The sequence below is a fragment of the Bradyrhizobium sp. 191 genome, assembly GCF_023100985.1.
GTDB lineage: Bacteria > Pseudomonadota > Alphaproteobacteria > Rhizobiales > Xanthobacteraceae > Bradyrhizobium > Bradyrhizobium diversitatis.
The window spans coordinates 1,363,802-1,377,638 of sequence record NZ_CP064692.1 but is presented as its reverse complement, the minus strand read 5'-3'; the positions used below and the strand labels follow the sequence as shown (position 1 = coordinate 1,377,638).

At 63.7% G+C, this 13,837-nt stretch carries 13 protein-coding genes and 1 pseudogene; 11 read left to right on the top strand and 3 right to left on the bottom strand.

The window, feature by feature from the left end:
- Positions 1–20: 20 nt before the first annotated feature.
- Both IVB23_RS06415 and IVB23_RS06410 read left to right on the top strand, forming a co-directional pair.
- On the top strand, positions 21–3,203 hold the full coding sequence (locus tag IVB23_RS06415; protein WP_247802978.1) for an efflux RND transporter permease subunit: 3,183 nt from the start codon (positions 21–23) through the stop codon (positions 3,201–3,203).
- The gene (locus tag IVB23_RS06410) at positions 3,200–4,486 is read left to right on the top strand and encodes an efflux RND transporter periplasmic adaptor subunit (protein ID WP_247802977.1); all 1,287 of its coding nucleotides are present in this window, start codon (positions 3,200–3,202) and stop codon (positions 4,484–4,486) included. The genes IVB23_RS06415 and IVB23_RS06410 overlap by 4 nt, the downstream gene beginning before the upstream one ends.
- Here IVB23_RS06410 and IVB23_RS06405 read toward each other — a convergent pair.
- From IVB23_RS06405 to IVB23_RS06395, 3 genes are all read right to left on the bottom strand, one after another.
- Positions 4,443–5,084, bottom strand: a complete 642-nt coding sequence (locus tag IVB23_RS06405; RefSeq protein WP_247802976.1) for a hypothetical protein — start codon at positions 5,082–5,084, stop codon at positions 4,443–4,445. The two genes, IVB23_RS06410 and IVB23_RS06405, sit on opposite strands and share 44 nt — an antisense overlap.
- 423 nt (positions 5,085–5,507) lie before the next feature.
- The gene (locus IVB23_RS06400) at positions 5,508–5,741 is read right to left on the bottom strand and encodes a hypothetical protein (protein ID WP_082822188.1); all 234 of its coding nucleotides are present in this window, start codon (positions 5,739–5,741) and stop codon (positions 5,508–5,510) included.
- 232 nt (positions 5,742–5,973) lie between these two features.
- On the bottom strand, positions 5,974–6,216 hold the full coding sequence (locus IVB23_RS06395) for a hypothetical protein (protein WP_061882075.1): 243 nt from the start codon (positions 6,214–6,216) through the stop codon (positions 5,974–5,976).
- 416 nt (positions 6,217–6,632) lie between these two features.
- Between IVB23_RS06395 and IVB23_RS06390 the strand changes: the two genes are divergently transcribed.
- The 9 genes and pseudogenes from IVB23_RS06390 to IVB23_RS06350 all read left to right on the top strand — a co-directional run bounded on the left by IVB23_RS06390 (position 6,633) and on the right by IVB23_RS06350 (position 13,834).
- The gene (locus IVB23_RS06390) at positions 6,633–7,685 is read left to right on the top strand and encodes a catalase family peroxidase (RefSeq protein ID WP_247802975.1); all 1,053 of its coding nucleotides are present in this window, start codon (positions 6,633–6,635) and stop codon (positions 7,683–7,685) included.
- Positions 7,682–8,245 (top strand): cytochrome b/b6 domain-containing protein, encoded by a 564-nt coding sequence (locus IVB23_RS06385; RefSeq protein ID WP_247802974.1) that lies wholly within the window; start codon positions 7,682–7,684, stop codon positions 8,243–8,245. Before IVB23_RS06390 ends, IVB23_RS06385 begins: the two co-directional genes overlap by 4 nt.
- A 109-nt stretch (positions 8,246–8,354) precedes the next feature.
- Positions 8,355–8,855, top strand: coding sequence for a DNA starvation/stationary phase protection protein (locus tag IVB23_RS06380; RefSeq protein ID WP_061882077.1), 501 nt, complete (start codon positions 8,355–8,357; stop codon positions 8,853–8,855).
- A gap of 35 nt (positions 8,856–8,890) precedes the next feature.
- Entirely contained in the window at positions 8,891–9,517 is a 627-nt protein-coding gene (locus IVB23_RS06375; RefSeq protein ID WP_061882078.1) for a histidine kinase dimerization/phosphoacceptor domain -containing protein, read from the top strand.
- A gap of 183 nt (positions 9,518–9,700) precedes the next feature.
- Positions 9,701–10,299: pseudogene (locus IVB23_RS06370) on the top strand (HdeD family acid-resistance protein).
- Between the two features lie 3 nt (positions 10,300–10,302).
- On the top strand, positions 10,303–11,139 hold the full coding sequence (gene fdhD / locus IVB23_RS06365; RefSeq protein ID WP_247802973.1) for a formate dehydrogenase accessory sulfurtransferase FdhD: 837 nt from the start codon (positions 10,303–10,305) through the stop codon (positions 11,137–11,139).
- A 105-nt stretch (positions 11,140–11,244) separates the two neighbouring features.
- Positions 11,245–11,838, top strand: a complete 594-nt coding sequence (locus IVB23_RS06360; protein ID WP_247802972.1) for a YoaK family protein — start codon at positions 11,245–11,247, stop codon at positions 11,836–11,838.
- A 143-nt stretch (positions 11,839–11,981) separates the two neighbouring features.
- A complete protein-coding gene (gene fumC / locus IVB23_RS06355; protein WP_247802971.1) occupies positions 11,982–13,433 on the top strand; it encodes a class II fumarate hydratase in 1,452 nt (483 codons plus the stop codon).
- The gene (locus IVB23_RS06350; protein WP_247802970.1) at positions 13,430–13,834 is read left to right on the top strand and encodes a hypothetical protein; all 405 of its coding nucleotides are present in this window, start codon (positions 13,430–13,432) and stop codon (positions 13,832–13,834) included. The genes fumC and IVB23_RS06350 overlap by 4 nt, the downstream gene beginning before the upstream one ends.
- Positions 13,835–13,837: the final 3 nt, after the last annotated feature.

Below are 13,837 nucleotides of genomic sequence, written 5' to 3'. Positions count from 1 at the left end.
TGCTCGAAGTAGTTGTCTCCATGGGAATTGTCCGCTTTGCGCTCCGGTTTCCGCACACATTCTATGTGCTCGCGGCGCTGATCCTGTTTCTGGGCGGCATCTCGGTCTGGTCGATGCCGACGGATATCTTTCCCGAGATCCGCATCCCCGTCGTCACCGTCATCTGGAGCTATACCGGCCTCTCGACGCCGGAGATGGAGCAGCGCGTCTCCACGTACAGCCAGTATTCGATCAGCGCCAATGTCAGCGGTATCAAGAACATCGAAGCGCAGACGCTCAACGGCCTGTCGGTTCAAAAGATCTACTTCCAGCCGGACGTCAATCTCGATCTCGCGATCTCGCAGATCGTATCGGCAACGAACGCCATCCGCGCCCTGATGCCACCGGGCATTCAGCCGCCCGTGATCGTGCAGTTCAATGCGTCGAGCGTGCCGGTCCTGCAGCTCAGCCTAGAGTCCAACAAACTGAACGAGCAGCAATTATACGACTTCGGCATCTATCGGATCCGGCAGCAATTGGCGCCCGTTCCGGGGGTAACGCTGCCGACGCCTGCGGGCGGCAAATATCGCCAGATCATGGTCGACATCGACCCGAACAAACTCTCGTCGCGCGGATTGACGCCGCTCGACATCGTCAATGCGGTTAACACCCAGAACCTGACGCTGCCGACCGGAACGGCGAAGATCGGCGATACCCAGTACACCGTGCGAACCAACGCGACGCCGGCCTCGATCAAGGATCTCAACATGATCCCGGTCAAGTTCGCGAACGGAGCGACGATCCTGCTGAAGGATGTCGCCCAGGTTCGGGACGGATCGCAGGTCCAGCAGAATATCGTGCGCGAGGACGGTCACCGCTCGGTTCTGCTCAGCGTGATCAAGAATGGCAACGCCTCGACGCTTGCCGTCGTCAACGGGGTCAAGCAGGCCTTGAAGTCGATTCGGGCGTCGGCGCCGGCCGGGCTGAAGATCAGCGAATTGTTCGACCAATCGGTCTTCGTCACCCACTCCGTCGACGGTGTGCTGCGCGAAGGCGCGATCGCGGCCGGTCTCACGGCGCTGATGATCCTGGTATTTCTGGGATCGTGGCGGTCGACGCTCGTGGTCCTGATCTCCATCCCGCTCGCGATGTTGTCCTCGCTCATCGTGCTCCATTTCCTCGGCGAGACCCTCAACACCATGACGCTGGGTGGGCTCGCGCTCGCAGTGGGCATTCTGGTCGACGATTCGACGGTGACGATCGAGAACACGCATCGGCTCTGGACCGAGGAGGGGATGCCGCTGTCGGAAGCGACGCTGCACGGTGCGGCCGAAATCGCCGTACCGACGCTCGTCTCCACGCTTGCCATCAGCTGCGTCTTCACCTCGGTCATATTCCTCGAAGGACCGGCGCAATACCTCTTCACGCCACTCGGCCTTGCGGTGGTGTTTGCCATGCTGGCGTCGTACGCGCTGTCGCGGACTCTCACGCCGATCACGATCGGTCTGCTGCTGAAGGGCGAGCGGCGCCATGGCGAGGGCGCGAGCTCGTCCGGCATGTTTTCGCGCGCATCCGCCGCGTTCGAGCGCGGCTTCGAGCGCCTGCGCGATGGCTATTCCGGACTCCTGACGACCCTGCTCCAGAGCCGCAGCATCGTGCCGATTGCTGCCGTGCTCGTGCTGGCGCTCGGGGCCGTCATGTTCGTCTACGTGGGCAGGGATTTCTATCCCCTGATCGACGGCGGTCAGATCCAGCTCCATGTTCGTGCGCCAGCCGGGACCCGGATCGAGCGCACCGAGGCCATCTTCCAGGCGGTCGAGGACAAGATCCGCGAAGTCATTCCGGACCGGGATCGCGGGCTGATCGTCGACAATATCGGCTTGCCGGCGCGTCCCTACAATCTGGCCTTCACCGACGGATCGACGATAGGAGTGAACGACGGCACGATCCTGGTATCGCTTAAGGACGGCCACAGGCCGACTGCGGATTACGTCAGGAAGCTGCGCCAGGTCCTGCCGGCGGCATTCCCCGAGGACGTCTTCTATTTCCAGGCGGCGGATATCGTGACCCAGATCCTGAATTTCGGCCTGCCGGCGCAGATTGATGTCCGCACAGTCGGTTACGGCGCCAACAACCTGTCCGTGGCAAAAGAGCTGCAAAAGAGCCTGGCGGCCATTCCGGGAGTCGTCGACGCGCATCTTCAACAGGAGGTCGACGCTCCCGCGTTCTACGCCGACATCGACCGCACAAGGGCCGCACAGCTGGGGCTCAATGCCAGCACGGTGGCGACCAACATCAATGTCAGCCTCAGCTCGTCCGCCCAGGTCTCGCCGAACTTCTGGACCGACCCGACGTCGGGCATCCCTTATTATCTTGCCGTTCAGACGCCGGAGTACCGGGCCAACTCGCTCAACGCACTTGAGAACACGCCGGTGTCGGCCTCGTCGGCTGCAAGCGGACAGACGGTGCCTGGGCTGCTCAGCAATGTTGCGACCTTCAAGCGAGGGACTGTACCCACCAATTTGAACCAGGCGAACGTTCAGCCGGTGTATGACGTCTATGCGAGCGTGCAGGGGCGCGATCTCGGCAGCGTCTCGGCCGATATCGACAAGGTCACGTCGACGCTTCAGAAGCAGCTCCAGCCGGGAAATTCGATTGAGGTTCTGGGGCAGATCCAGAGCATGCGTCAATCGTTCCGCGATCTCGGGATCGGGCTGCTGTTTGCCGCCATCCTGGTCTATCTGCTGATGGTCGTGAACTACCAGAACTTCGGCGACCCCTTTGTCGTCATCATGGCGCTGCCCGCGACTTTATGCGGTATCGTGACGATGCTGTTCATCACGGGGACGACTCTGAACGTGCCTTCGCTGATGGGTGCGATCATGGCCGTCGGCGTTGCATCGGCCAATTCCATCCTGCTCGTGACCTTCGCGCGTGACGCGCAATTGGACGGGCACACCGCGTTCGAGGCCGCGCTGAGCGCGGGCCGCACGCGAATCCGCCCCGTGCTGATGACGGCTGCCGCGATGATCGTGGGCATGATCCCGATGGCGATCGGAGGCCCGGGCGAGGAGCAGAACGCGGCGCTCGCCCGTGCCGTGATCGGCGGGCTGCTGTTCGCAACGCCGACGACATTGCTGATCGTGCCCTATCTCTTCGCCTGGCTGCGCAAGCGCAACGACGGCAAGCCTCACCACGGCGTGTTCGAGGAGTCACCGGAATGAGCGATGTTCGCGTGCGGACCAACAGCCACGACGTGAGTGATCGGCCCGATGCGGAAAGCGGCCGCATCGTGGAGCTGCCCGGCAAGGAGGCGCGACCGCGCCGCCGCTACGGCGGCGTATGGCTCGGCGGCGCCATGGTCCTGCTCCTTGCCGGCGGTCTCGGCGTGGGCGGCTGGCGGCACTATCAGGCCGCACGCGATCTGGCTGTATCGGCAGAGCAGATCAGGACCGCCGTTCCGGAGGTTCGGGTGGCGACGGTCCGCGCCAGCCCCGAGATCACGAAGGTCACCCTGCCGGCGACGACGACGGCATTCGAGGCGGCGAACATCTTCGCACGGGCCAGCGGCTACATCGAGAAGCGCTATGTCGACATCGGCGATCACGTGAAGAAGGGCGATCTCCTGGCGGAGATCACCGCGCCGGAACTCGACCAGCAGATCGCGCAGGCGCAGGCGACGCTGGCGCAGAACCAGGCGGCGTTGCAGCAGGCACAGGCGAGCCGGGAGCTTGCCGACGTCACCAATACGCGGGACAGTAATCTGGTCAAGCAGGGCTGGTTGACGGCCCAGCAGGGCGACAACGACCGTCTTACCTTGCGCGCCCAGCAGGCGGCCGTGGGCGTCGCCCAGTCGAACATCACGGCACAAGAGGCGCAGATTCGCGTGCTTCAACAGGAGAAGGCCTATCAGCGCGTGGTGGCACCGTTCGACGGTGTGATCACGCAACGCAACGTGGACAATGGCAGCCTCGTTCAGGCGGGATCGACCTTCATGTTCACGCTGATGCATTCGAACGTGATCCGAACGCAAGTGTTCGTGCCGCAGGACGAGGCCTTCGGCGTCGCGCCGGGCGTCGAGGCGGAGATTCACGTTCCCGAGATCCCGGACCGGGCATTTCCAGGGAAGGTCACGCGCATCGCGACCGCGTTGCAGCCGGGAAGCCGAACGCTGCTGACCGAGATCGACGTGCCCAATCCCGACGGCGCGTTGAGTCCCGGCATCTACTGTACGGTCGAACTGTCGATCCCGCGCAAGACGCCGTCGATGTCGGTTCCCGCCGATGCGCTGGTCTTCGACCAGAACGGCCTTCATGTCGCAGTCGTGCGCAACGGCACCGTTCACTTGCAGAAGGTCTCGATCGCGCGAGATCTCGGCACATCGGTGGAAGTGCGCGAGGGCGTGAAGCCCGGCGAGCAAGTCGTGCTCAATCCGGCAGTCAATCTGGCGGAGGGCAGCCAGGTCACCATTCGCAAGAATGAGACGAGCGAGGGGAGCCAGACATGATCCGGATCGCTTGCGCAGCGCTCGCCGCCGTGCTGCTCGGCTGCCCCGCGAGCAAAGCCCAGGTCGCAACAACCGGCAGCACGGCGATGAGCTTGCCGACCGTACCGGGCGCGATCGTCACCTCACCGCTCAATAGCCCGGGTCCGTTCTCCGCAACGACCGTGCAAGGCGTGCCCGACACCACGCTGGCACCCGTTCCGCTCGCTTCGGATCCGACGACGCCGGGGACAGTGGTCGTCTGTGCGCCACCATCGACATCTCCGACGTCGGTGCCGACAATGCCGACTGCATCGACTACGGGATCGCCGACGGCGGGCAATGTTGCTCCAATCATACCGCTCATGGGACAAAACGGGAGCTCGATCGGGACAATTTCCGCGTTCGCGCCGTCAGGGACTGGGGTGTCGGTGGCGTGCAGTTCAACGCCAGGCGGGGTGGTGGCGAGCTCTGCGAGTTTGCCGCTCTCGATCCCGCAAGTGCAAGCCGGGCCGCCCCCGGGTACGATCCCGGTCGTCATCAGCGGCGATGTCGGAACGGGCATTGATCCAAATGCTGTCGTCGCGCCCAGTCCCAACACCTCGACCTGCGCGGAAAGCATGACGATGAATCTGGCATCTCCTGCGACAGTGCTACCGGCCAACGCGTCAGGTGCGGCGCCAACGCCCGGAGTCTCGCCAATCTTGCCGCCGGGGTGCTGAAGGGGCAGCCGTGCAGCGCCGATCGCCTTATCGCCATGTCGCGACCATCGCGACAGAGGATGGATGCGTCATACGAAACGATCGTCGTCGCTCTGCCGGGCGGCGGCAATCATTCCTGATGTCGGCACCTCCATCGCCCGTGCAGCGGCGGTGACAGAGCGGACGACTCGAGAGTTGTCGATCGAATTGGAGGAATGACAGCATGAGGAGCTGCCATTCCTCTTTTTCGCGTAAGCCAAAAGGACCCGAGACGCGCAGCGGCCTGCTTCAGTTCAGCACACGCAATTGCGCTCTGCCGAAGCAGCATTGTCCGGCCGGTGCGCTCAATAGCCGGACTTGGGCTCGCAGGGCGGGCGCCGCCACGGGGCAGATGCATAGGCGCCGACGTCCGGAGCCCGCGTGCAACCGCGCTTGGAGGTAACCGGAACACGTTGAGCCGACGCGTAGGCATCGGCATTCGTCCGCCGCGCGTTCGTATTGCCTTCACGCGCCATCGCCGGGGAAGCAACCATGGCCGCAGCGATCAACCCGGCCGAGAACAGCTTCAGTGTAGTCATCGCACATCTCCTTGACAAAGCGACGCCGGGAACGCCCCGGCTCGCGCGTCAGACATGTGCATGCGTGCGCCGGATCGGAAGTATCAATTGAACGATCATTTTCGTCGTTGCACGAAGGGATGCATGCACATCCACGCCGCGGGTACGCCGCATCGCGCGGTCGTACTCCGTTCCAGTCGTGAACGATGGTCATCTGGATCTGGTAGTTGTACTTGATTGCTCGTCCGGCTTGTCATCGGCGCCAGTGGTGGTTGCGAACCTGAACCGCGCCAAACACGGGAGCCGCGCCACCGGGGCGCTCGAGTCCCATTCGTCCTGCCGGGGTCAACGCGCCACCATTCAGCACGTCGCGGTCGGGATACATCGAGGCAAAGGTTGCGGGCTCCTGGTCGGCGAAGGACCAGGCGGCGGAGGCCGACGACACTGTCGCAGCTGAGATCAGCACCGAGGCGATCAGGATCTTGAATGCATTCATAGCGAGTCTCCATTGCTTTCTCGTGCGGAGAGTCGCTTGGCGGGGATCGCTGCTCGGCTGACGGCGTTTCCAGAATTGTATTCTATGTTGAGATATATAGGCCGCTTTGTTCGCAAAGCCCGTGATTGTGCATCACTGTTGCGAGAAGGCGATGGCTTTCGCCAGGTACTTGCCGGCGAAGACTGCACGCGACCGCGCGGCGACCCGACGTCGGTTGATGCCGGGAAGGCCCGAAGCCGCTTCACGTGCGATATCGGTGGTGACCTTATCGGATAGGCCCGCCGTGCCTTCACGAAATTGACGGTGCGTTTGGGAAGATTGGAATAGCGACGGTCCGCTAAGTTGGCTTCCTGTCATTGAGCGGTGAGCTGCGCGCTTTCAAGCGCCGGGCGGCCGCCGCGTTGCGAGAGGACTTGATGAACCAGCCAGGCAGAGTAGAGCGTTCGAGCCTTGGATGGCTCGTTCTGATTGCCGCCGTGGTCGGCGGCAGCGCCGCCGCCTTTGCATATACCGCGGGATGGCTCACGCCCGGGCGTCTTACGCCGGATCGCATGATTGCAGCGTTGACGCCTCCGAGCGGCCCGCCGCTGGGGCACCGGCGGAATCATGCCAAGGGAATCTGCTTCACCGGCATGTTCGAAGCGAACGGAAATGGTGTCGAGCTGTCCCGCGCCAAGGTGTTCGTGCAGGGCCGCTATCCGGCTCTGGGCCGTTTCAATCTCGGTACGGCCGATCCGAACGCGGTGGACGCGACCGTGCGCGTCCGTGGCCTGGGCCTCCAGATATCGGCAGCGGACGGAGAGGAGTGGCGAATGGCGATGATCAACCCGCCATTCTTTGCGGTATCCACGCCTGACGCGTTTCACGACCTACTGGTTGCGGCCGGCAAGAAGGATCCGGAGGCGATGAAGACGTTCATCAGCGCAAATCCGGAGTTCGCCGCTTTCGCAGCCTGGGCCAAGGCAGCGCCCTGGACCGGAAGCTACGCGGAGGACTCGTATAACAGTCTCAACAGCTTTGTCTTCACGAACGCGAAGGGCGACGAGCACGCTGTGCGGTGGTCGCTGGTGCCCACGGCAGCGCCGACTTCCATCGCGCAGGCGGAGCTGGAGAAGCGCGGCCCGAATTTTCTCGAGCAGGAGATCACGAACCGGGTGCGGTCGGCGCCGCAACGGTGGACCATGGTCACCACGGTGGCCGATCCGGGCGATCCCACCGCTGATCCGAGCAAAGCCTGGCCGGAGAACCGGCGCAAGGTCCAGGTTGGAACGCTGGTCGTGCAGCGAATTGAACCCGAGCGGGATGGGCCATGCCGCGACATCAACTTCGATCCGACCGTGCTGCCGCAGGGAGTCCGGGTGTCGGACGATCCCTTCCCGGCGGCGCGCTCGTCCGTCTACCGCAAATCCTACGATCTTCGCGCAGCCGAAGCCAGCGACTATCCGAGAACCGAGGTTGCCAAGCCATGACCAATGCCCCGCAACACTTCGCCCCGATCCAGCGGCTGCTGCACTGGCTGATGGCGATCTGCATCATCGCCATGCTCTTCATCGGTGTAGGCATGGTGTCCTCCGTGGCTCAGAAATACCTGCCGCTCATCCTGATCCACAAGACGCTCGGCGTTGCGCTCCTCGTGCTCGTCCTCGTCAGGCTGGCGTTGCGGTTTCATTTCGGCGCACCGCCATTGCCGGCCGACCTTCCGCCGGCGATGAAGCTGGGAGCGCGATTGTCGCATCTTTTGCTCTATGGCTTCATGATCGTCATGCCCTTGCTAGGTCTCGGCATGCTCTGGGCTGCGGCCTATCCGGTTGTCCTGTATGGCGGGATTCGGATTCCGGCGTTGCTGCCGCAGAGCGACCACGCGCACACGCTGTTTTGGAATGCGCATGTCTATCTGGGGCTCGCGTTCTTCGCCCTGGTGCTGCTGCATCTGGCAGCGGCGCTGTTCCACGCCCTGATCCGTCGCGATGGCGTGTTCGCGACGATCTCGCCTCTGCCGCAGCGGCAGCGGATGAAGCCGACCGAATGAGTCACCGCGCGCCTGTGGGCGTGCAATCCGGGAACGATGCTTCGGCACGGAAAGACCGGCTGCCGCCCTTGAGCCAAAGATTGTCCACTTTCCAACAAGGATGCCAACCATGACAAAAGCAGACCTGCAAGGCCCGACCGATCTGGGAGCCAATGCGAACCGGGATGTTCCTGCCGCGTTGAGAGCGCTGCTCGCCGACGTCTTCGCGCTGTACCTGAAGACGAAGAACTTCCATTGGCACGTATCTGGCAGTCATTTTCGCGACTACCATCTCATGCTCGATGAGCAGGCCGAACAGATCTTCGCCATGACCGACGATATCGCCGAGCGCGCGCGCAAGATCGGCGGCACCACGCTGCGATCGATCGGTCACATCGCCCGCGAGCAGCGCATTCTCGACAACGACGCGGACTATGTCGATCCGCTGGATATGCTGGCCGAGCTGCGCAGCGACAATCAGCAGCTGACACGGGAAATGCGCCGGGTCCACGAGCTCTGCGACGAATATGACGATGTCGCCACCGCAAGCCTGCTGGAGAACTGGATCGACGAGACGGAGCGGCGGATCTGGTTCCTGTACGAGACCGGGCGGAGCGGTGCGAATTCGTAAGAAGGCAAGCCGTTCGGCCGGGAGGCGTGTGAAGGATGAGCAGTCTCTCGGAGCTATCGCCGGATAGCGGCACCAACGCGGAGCGCTTGTTGCTGCGCGAGCTGGCCCATCAGATCGAGGGCGAACTCGTGTCAGTGATCGAGTTGCTGTCGGAGGCTACCGGTCGCTGCGAAGGCACGGAGGCGAGAGCGATACTCGCTTCCGTGCAGGATCGACTGGAAAGCCATGTGTGCCTCCACCACGCATTGCAGATGCCCCAGTTCGCCACGACCATCGATCTGGCCTCCTATCTCCGGCAACTGTGCAGGTCGATCAGCCGGTCACGGCTCGAATATGAAAGCATCGCGCTTTCGCTCCTGCTCCAGCCGCTCAAGGTGAGCTCCGAGCGTTGCTGGCTGCTGGGCATGATCGTCTTCGAACTGATTACCGCCTCGGCGCGTCACCTCTCCCTCGATGGGGCCGGCGCCATCCGGCTCGAAGTCTGGGGAACGGCAAGTTCGGTCACGTGCTGCATCGTCGACAATGGGACAACCGCCGAAGGCCGGCCCGGGCTCGACCGTTCCATCCTCGATATGCTCGTTGCGCGTCTGAATGGAACGATGGACATCCGCCTCGGACCCGACGGGACCAGGACCGTCGTCGAGATCCCGCGTCGGGCCTAGCGCGGTCTCGACGCGCGGCGACGGGAAGCTTCCCGTTCGTGCCCCGCAAGCTCACCGCGCCAACGCTCCGCATCGTGCAGATCAACAATATCGTCGTTTTTGCGAAAGATGGTGCGGGGGCCCGCTTGTACGCTTTCTCCCATCCATGACCGGGAGAGCGGTCATACGTGCGAGGGTGAAGCCATGGCAGATATGTCGAACTCGAAGGCGTCGCTTGGAAGAGCCATCCACGCGATCAGCGGAAAATGGGGCTGGTTCGTTGCTCTGGGCGCAGGCGAATTGGTCCTCGGTGGCATTGCGTCCGCAAACCTGATGGCCGCCAGTCTCGCCTCCGTCCTGGTCATTGGCGCCACCATGGCTGTCGCCGGCGTCTTCCAGATTGTGCATGCCTTCTCGGTGCGCGCTATGGGGGATTCCTGTTCTGGCTGCTCGCGGGCGTTGTTTACGGCGCGGCCGGGATCATCATCCTCTTTGATCCGGTCCTGGCCTCGTTCACACTGTCTCTCGCGGTGTGCGCCTTCCTCGTCGTTGCCGGTGTGATGCGGTTCTGGGCAGGCTTTCATATGCGACCGGCTGCGGGTTGGCGCTGGATCGTCGCGGCCGGTGTTCTGACGTTCTGTGTCGGCGTCATGCTGGTGGCGGCTTGGCCCGCGATCGGCCTTTGGCTGCTCGGTGCGATGCTGGTGGTCGACCTGATCTTCCAGGGCTGGGGTTTCATTGCATTCGGGCTGGCGCTCAGGAGCCGGGCGTCCCGCCACTCGGCCCAGCCGGCGACGGTGTGAGCCATGATGACGGGATCGACTTTCACGCGGCACTCGGAGATTGCCTGGCGCGGCGGCCAGACGCGGTCGACCTCTCGGCTGATCGCCGAGGAGACGGCCATCGCGCTCACCTATAACGGCTCGACCCATGCCGTGATGATGGGAACGCCCGCCGATCTGGAGGACTTCGGCATCGGCTTCAGCCTCACCGAAGCCATCGTAGGACGAAAAGACGAAATCAGGAGCATCGATCTGATTCCGAACGAGCTGGGCGTCGAGGTGCGGATGTGGCTCGATGGCGACTGCTCGGCGTCCCTGGCGGCCCGCCGCCGTGCCATCAGCGGTCCGGTTGGGTGTGGGCTATGCGGTATCGAAAGCCTTGAACAGGCGCGCCGTGCACCCTCGCGGGTGAAAGATCGTAACATTGTCTTTCGCGCACGGGATCTGCTGGACGCGATGCAGGCCCTGTCTCCGCTCCAGACATTGAATCAGCACACGCGATCCGTTCATGCGGCGGCGTTCTGGACGCCGCGCAGCGGCATCGGTCCGGTCCGGGAGGACGTTGGCCGGCACAATGCTCTCGACAAGCTCGCGGGTGCGGTCCTCCGCGACGGCGTTTCGGCCGGCGAGGGCGCCGTGCTCCTGACGAGTCGCGTCTCGGTCGAGATGGTGCAGAAGGCGGCGATGATGGGCGTGCCGGTCGTCGTGGCCGTATCCGCTCCGACCGCGCTCGCCATCCAGACTGCGAAGGAAGCGGGCATCACGCTCGTGGCGATTGCCCGCGACGACGGATACGGCGTGTTCACACACCCGCGACGCGTTTTGCTGCCCGACGAGGCCGCGCCGCGCCTCGGGTGTTAACCTCGCGGGCCGACCAGTATGACGACGCAGGCCGCATCTGCGGCGCCGGGAGCGGAGCCACGCGTCACAGCCCATGCGCCGGAGCGATCGCTCCTGGTTGCATCCATGCTGACCATGTCCGGCGGATTCCTCGATGCCTTCACCTGGCTCTCGCTCGGTGGTGTGTTCGCGAGCTCGCAGACCGGCAATGTCGTCTTCCTTGGCATCGACGCCCTGTCCGGGCAATGGCCGCGGGCGGCGGACCATCTGCTGCCGATCGTCGGATTTCTTCTCGGCGCCTGGGTGGCGGTCCGTGTCCAGGCGCCGCTGTGTTGTCTCATGGCGCATATTGCCTGCCTCGCGGCGGCGATGCTGCTGCTGCACCGGATCCCTGATCCGATCGCCATCTTCGGAATATCCTTTGGTATCGCGCTGCAGTCCGCCAGCTTCAGGCACGTCGAGCGCTGGGGCTATCTCTCGGTCACCGTGACCGGCAACATGCTGCGCGCCATCGATCAATTCGTGTCGACATCCGATCGCGACGCCTCGCGTGGCGGCGCGGCCATGCTCGTGCTCTGCCTGATGTTCCTGTTCGGCGCCGTGGCCGGCGGTTATGCGACGAAGCGGCTGGATGCGGCCGGCCTTGCCGTGCCGATCGCATTGTCGAGCTGTGTGCTCCTGGTGTGCTTGCGGAATCGGCACTGGCGCGACACCGGCTGATCGGTCTCCCGGACATGCGCCGACGCACCATGCCATTCGGAAAAGGGACGTTCGCTCGCGGTAGCAGGCGCGCTGCGCGCGGTCTATGATTTCCAGCAAGCGCCGGAACGGCGGCGCCGACATCAACTGCCAGAGAGGCAAGAATGAACGACCTCCGCAAAGAGACCGACAGCCTGGGTGAAGTGAGTGTTGCCGCGGACAAGCTCTGGGGCGCGCAGACGCAACGTTCGCTCGAGCATTTCAGCATCGGCAGGGACCTGATGCCCCGCGAAATGATCCAGTCCTACGCGATCTTGAAGAAGGCGGCCGCCAACGCCAATTACGCAGGCGGTCGGCTCGACGGCAAGATCCACAAGCTCATCGTCCAGGTCTGTGACGAGATTCTCGCGGGCCAGCATCACGACATGTTCCCGCTTCACGTCTGGATGACGGGCAGCGGAACGCAGTTCAACATGAACGTGAACGAGGTGATCTCGAACCGGTGCTGCCAGCTCGCGGGCACCGCGCTCGGCAGCAAGCTGCCGGTTCATCCGAACGATCACGTCAACATGTCGCAATCGTCGAACGACAGTTTCCCCTCGGCCATGTATATCGCGGCCGCGCTGAACGTGACGGAACGGCTCGTTCCCGCGGTCGAGGCGCTGCATGACGCGACCGCGGCAAAGTCGAGCCAGTGGGACGATATCGTCAAGATCGGCCGGACCCACATGCAGGATGCGACTCCGCTGACGCTCGGGCAGGAATGGTCGGGTTACGCCGGCATGCTCGCCGACGATCTGACGCGCATCGGCGACGCGCTCAAGGGCGTCTTCCGGCTTGCGCTCGGTGGCACGGCCGTTGGTACCGGGATCAACGCGGCGCCCGGCTTCGCGGAGGCCGTTGCGGCCGAGATCGCGCAGTTGACGGGCCTGCCGTTCGTCAGCGCGCCGAACAAGTTCGCGGTGCAGGGCGCGCATGACGCGCTGGTGCAGCTGTCCGGCACGCTGCGGACGCTCGCCGGCTCGCTCTACAAGATCGCGAACGACATCCGCCTGATGTCATGCGGTCCGCGTGCGGGGTTTGCCGAATTGCTGATCCCCGAGAACGAGCCCGGCTCGTCGATCATGCCGGGCAAGGTCAATCCGACACAGGCGGAAGCGCTGACGATGATCGCCGTGCAGATGATGGCGAACGACGTCGCCGTCGGGTTCGGTGGCGCCGGCGGCTATCTCGAAATGAACGTCTACAAGCCCCTGATCATCCACAACATCGCGCAGTCAATCACCATCCTGGCCGACGGCTGCACGAACTTCCGTACATTCCTCGTCGAGGGCACCGAGCCGAACCGCAGGAAGATTCAGGAGTATGTCGAGAAGTCGTTGATGCTCGTGACCGCGCTGGCGCCGGTGATCGGCTACGACAAGGCGTCGCGGATCGCGCATTACGCGATGGACAACGATCTCACGCTGAAATCCGCGGCGCTGAAGCTCGGCTTCGTGACCGAGCCGGAGTTCGACCGCATCGTGGATCCCGCCAAGATGGTCAGACCCTATGTGGCCGAGATCAAGGTGCCGCTCGCAATCGGCTCGGAAGCCGGAAAAGGAGAGATACGATGATCCGCTGTGTGCGTCTATGGACCGGAGAGGACAATAACTCGCATTTCGAGGAAGGTATCCTCGAGCTCGAGCCCGGCCAGCGTGGCGACTTTCTGACCGGCAAGATCGATGCCGTCAGCGTCTCCTTCCAGGAGACGGAATCGGGCGGCGCTTTCGCCTGGCACACCGCGCCGATCCGGCAACTGGTGATCACGCTGAGCGGAACGCTCGATTTCCAGACACGTGACGGCCACAACTTTCTGATTCACCCCGGCAACGTCCTCCTGGCCGAAGACACCGCTGGCTCGGGGCATAGCTGGAAATTGACCGACGATTCGTCCTGGCGCCGTGCCTATGTGGTGCTGCGGCCGGGAGCGGACGTGCCGTTCCGCGCCAAGGGACAGCAACCGGCGCGAGCCTGATCG

Coding starts and splice junctions, on each gene's coding strand:
- IVB23_RS06415 (WP_247802978.1), top strand. CDS start 21: ATGGGAATTGTCCGCTTTGCGCTCCGGTTTCCGCACACATTCTATGTG.
- IVB23_RS06410 (WP_247802977.1), top strand. CDS start 3,200: ATGAGCGATGTTCGCGTGCGGACCAACAGCCACGACGTGAGTGATCGG.
- IVB23_RS06405 (WP_247802976.1), bottom strand. CDS start 5,084: ATGCTTTCCGCGCAGGTCGAGGTGTTGGGACTGGGCGCGACGACAGCA.
- IVB23_RS06400 (WP_082822188.1), bottom strand. CDS start 5,741: ATGACTACACTGAAGCTGTTCTCGGCCGGGTTGATCGCTGCGGCCATG.
- IVB23_RS06395 (WP_061882075.1), bottom strand. CDS start 6,216: ATGAATGCATTCAAGATCCTGATCGCCTCGGTGCTGATCTCAGCTGCG.
- IVB23_RS06390 (WP_247802975.1), top strand. CDS start 6,633: ATGAACCAGCCAGGCAGAGTAGAGCGTTCGAGCCTTGGATGGCTCGTT.
- IVB23_RS06385 (WP_247802974.1), top strand. CDS start 7,682: ATGACCAATGCCCCGCAACACTTCGCCCCGATCCAGCGGCTGCTGCAC.
- IVB23_RS06380 (WP_061882077.1), top strand. CDS start 8,355: ATGACAAAAGCAGACCTGCAAGGCCCGACCGATCTGGGAGCCAATGCG.
- IVB23_RS06375 (WP_061882078.1), top strand. CDS start 8,891: ATGAGCAGTCTCTCGGAGCTATCGCCGGATAGCGGCACCAACGCGGAG.
- fdhD (WP_247802973.1), top strand. CDS start 10,303: ATGATGACGGGATCGACTTTCACGCGGCACTCGGAGATTGCCTGGCGC.
- IVB23_RS06360 (WP_247802972.1), top strand. CDS start 11,245: ATGCTGACCATGTCCGGCGGATTCCTCGATGCCTTCACCTGGCTCTCG.
- fumC (WP_247802971.1), top strand. CDS start 11,982: ATGAACGACCTCCGCAAAGAGACCGACAGCCTGGGTGAAGTGAGTGTT.
- IVB23_RS06350 (WP_247802970.1), top strand. CDS start 13,430: ATGATCCGCTGTGTGCGTCTATGGACCGGAGAGGACAATAACTCGCAT.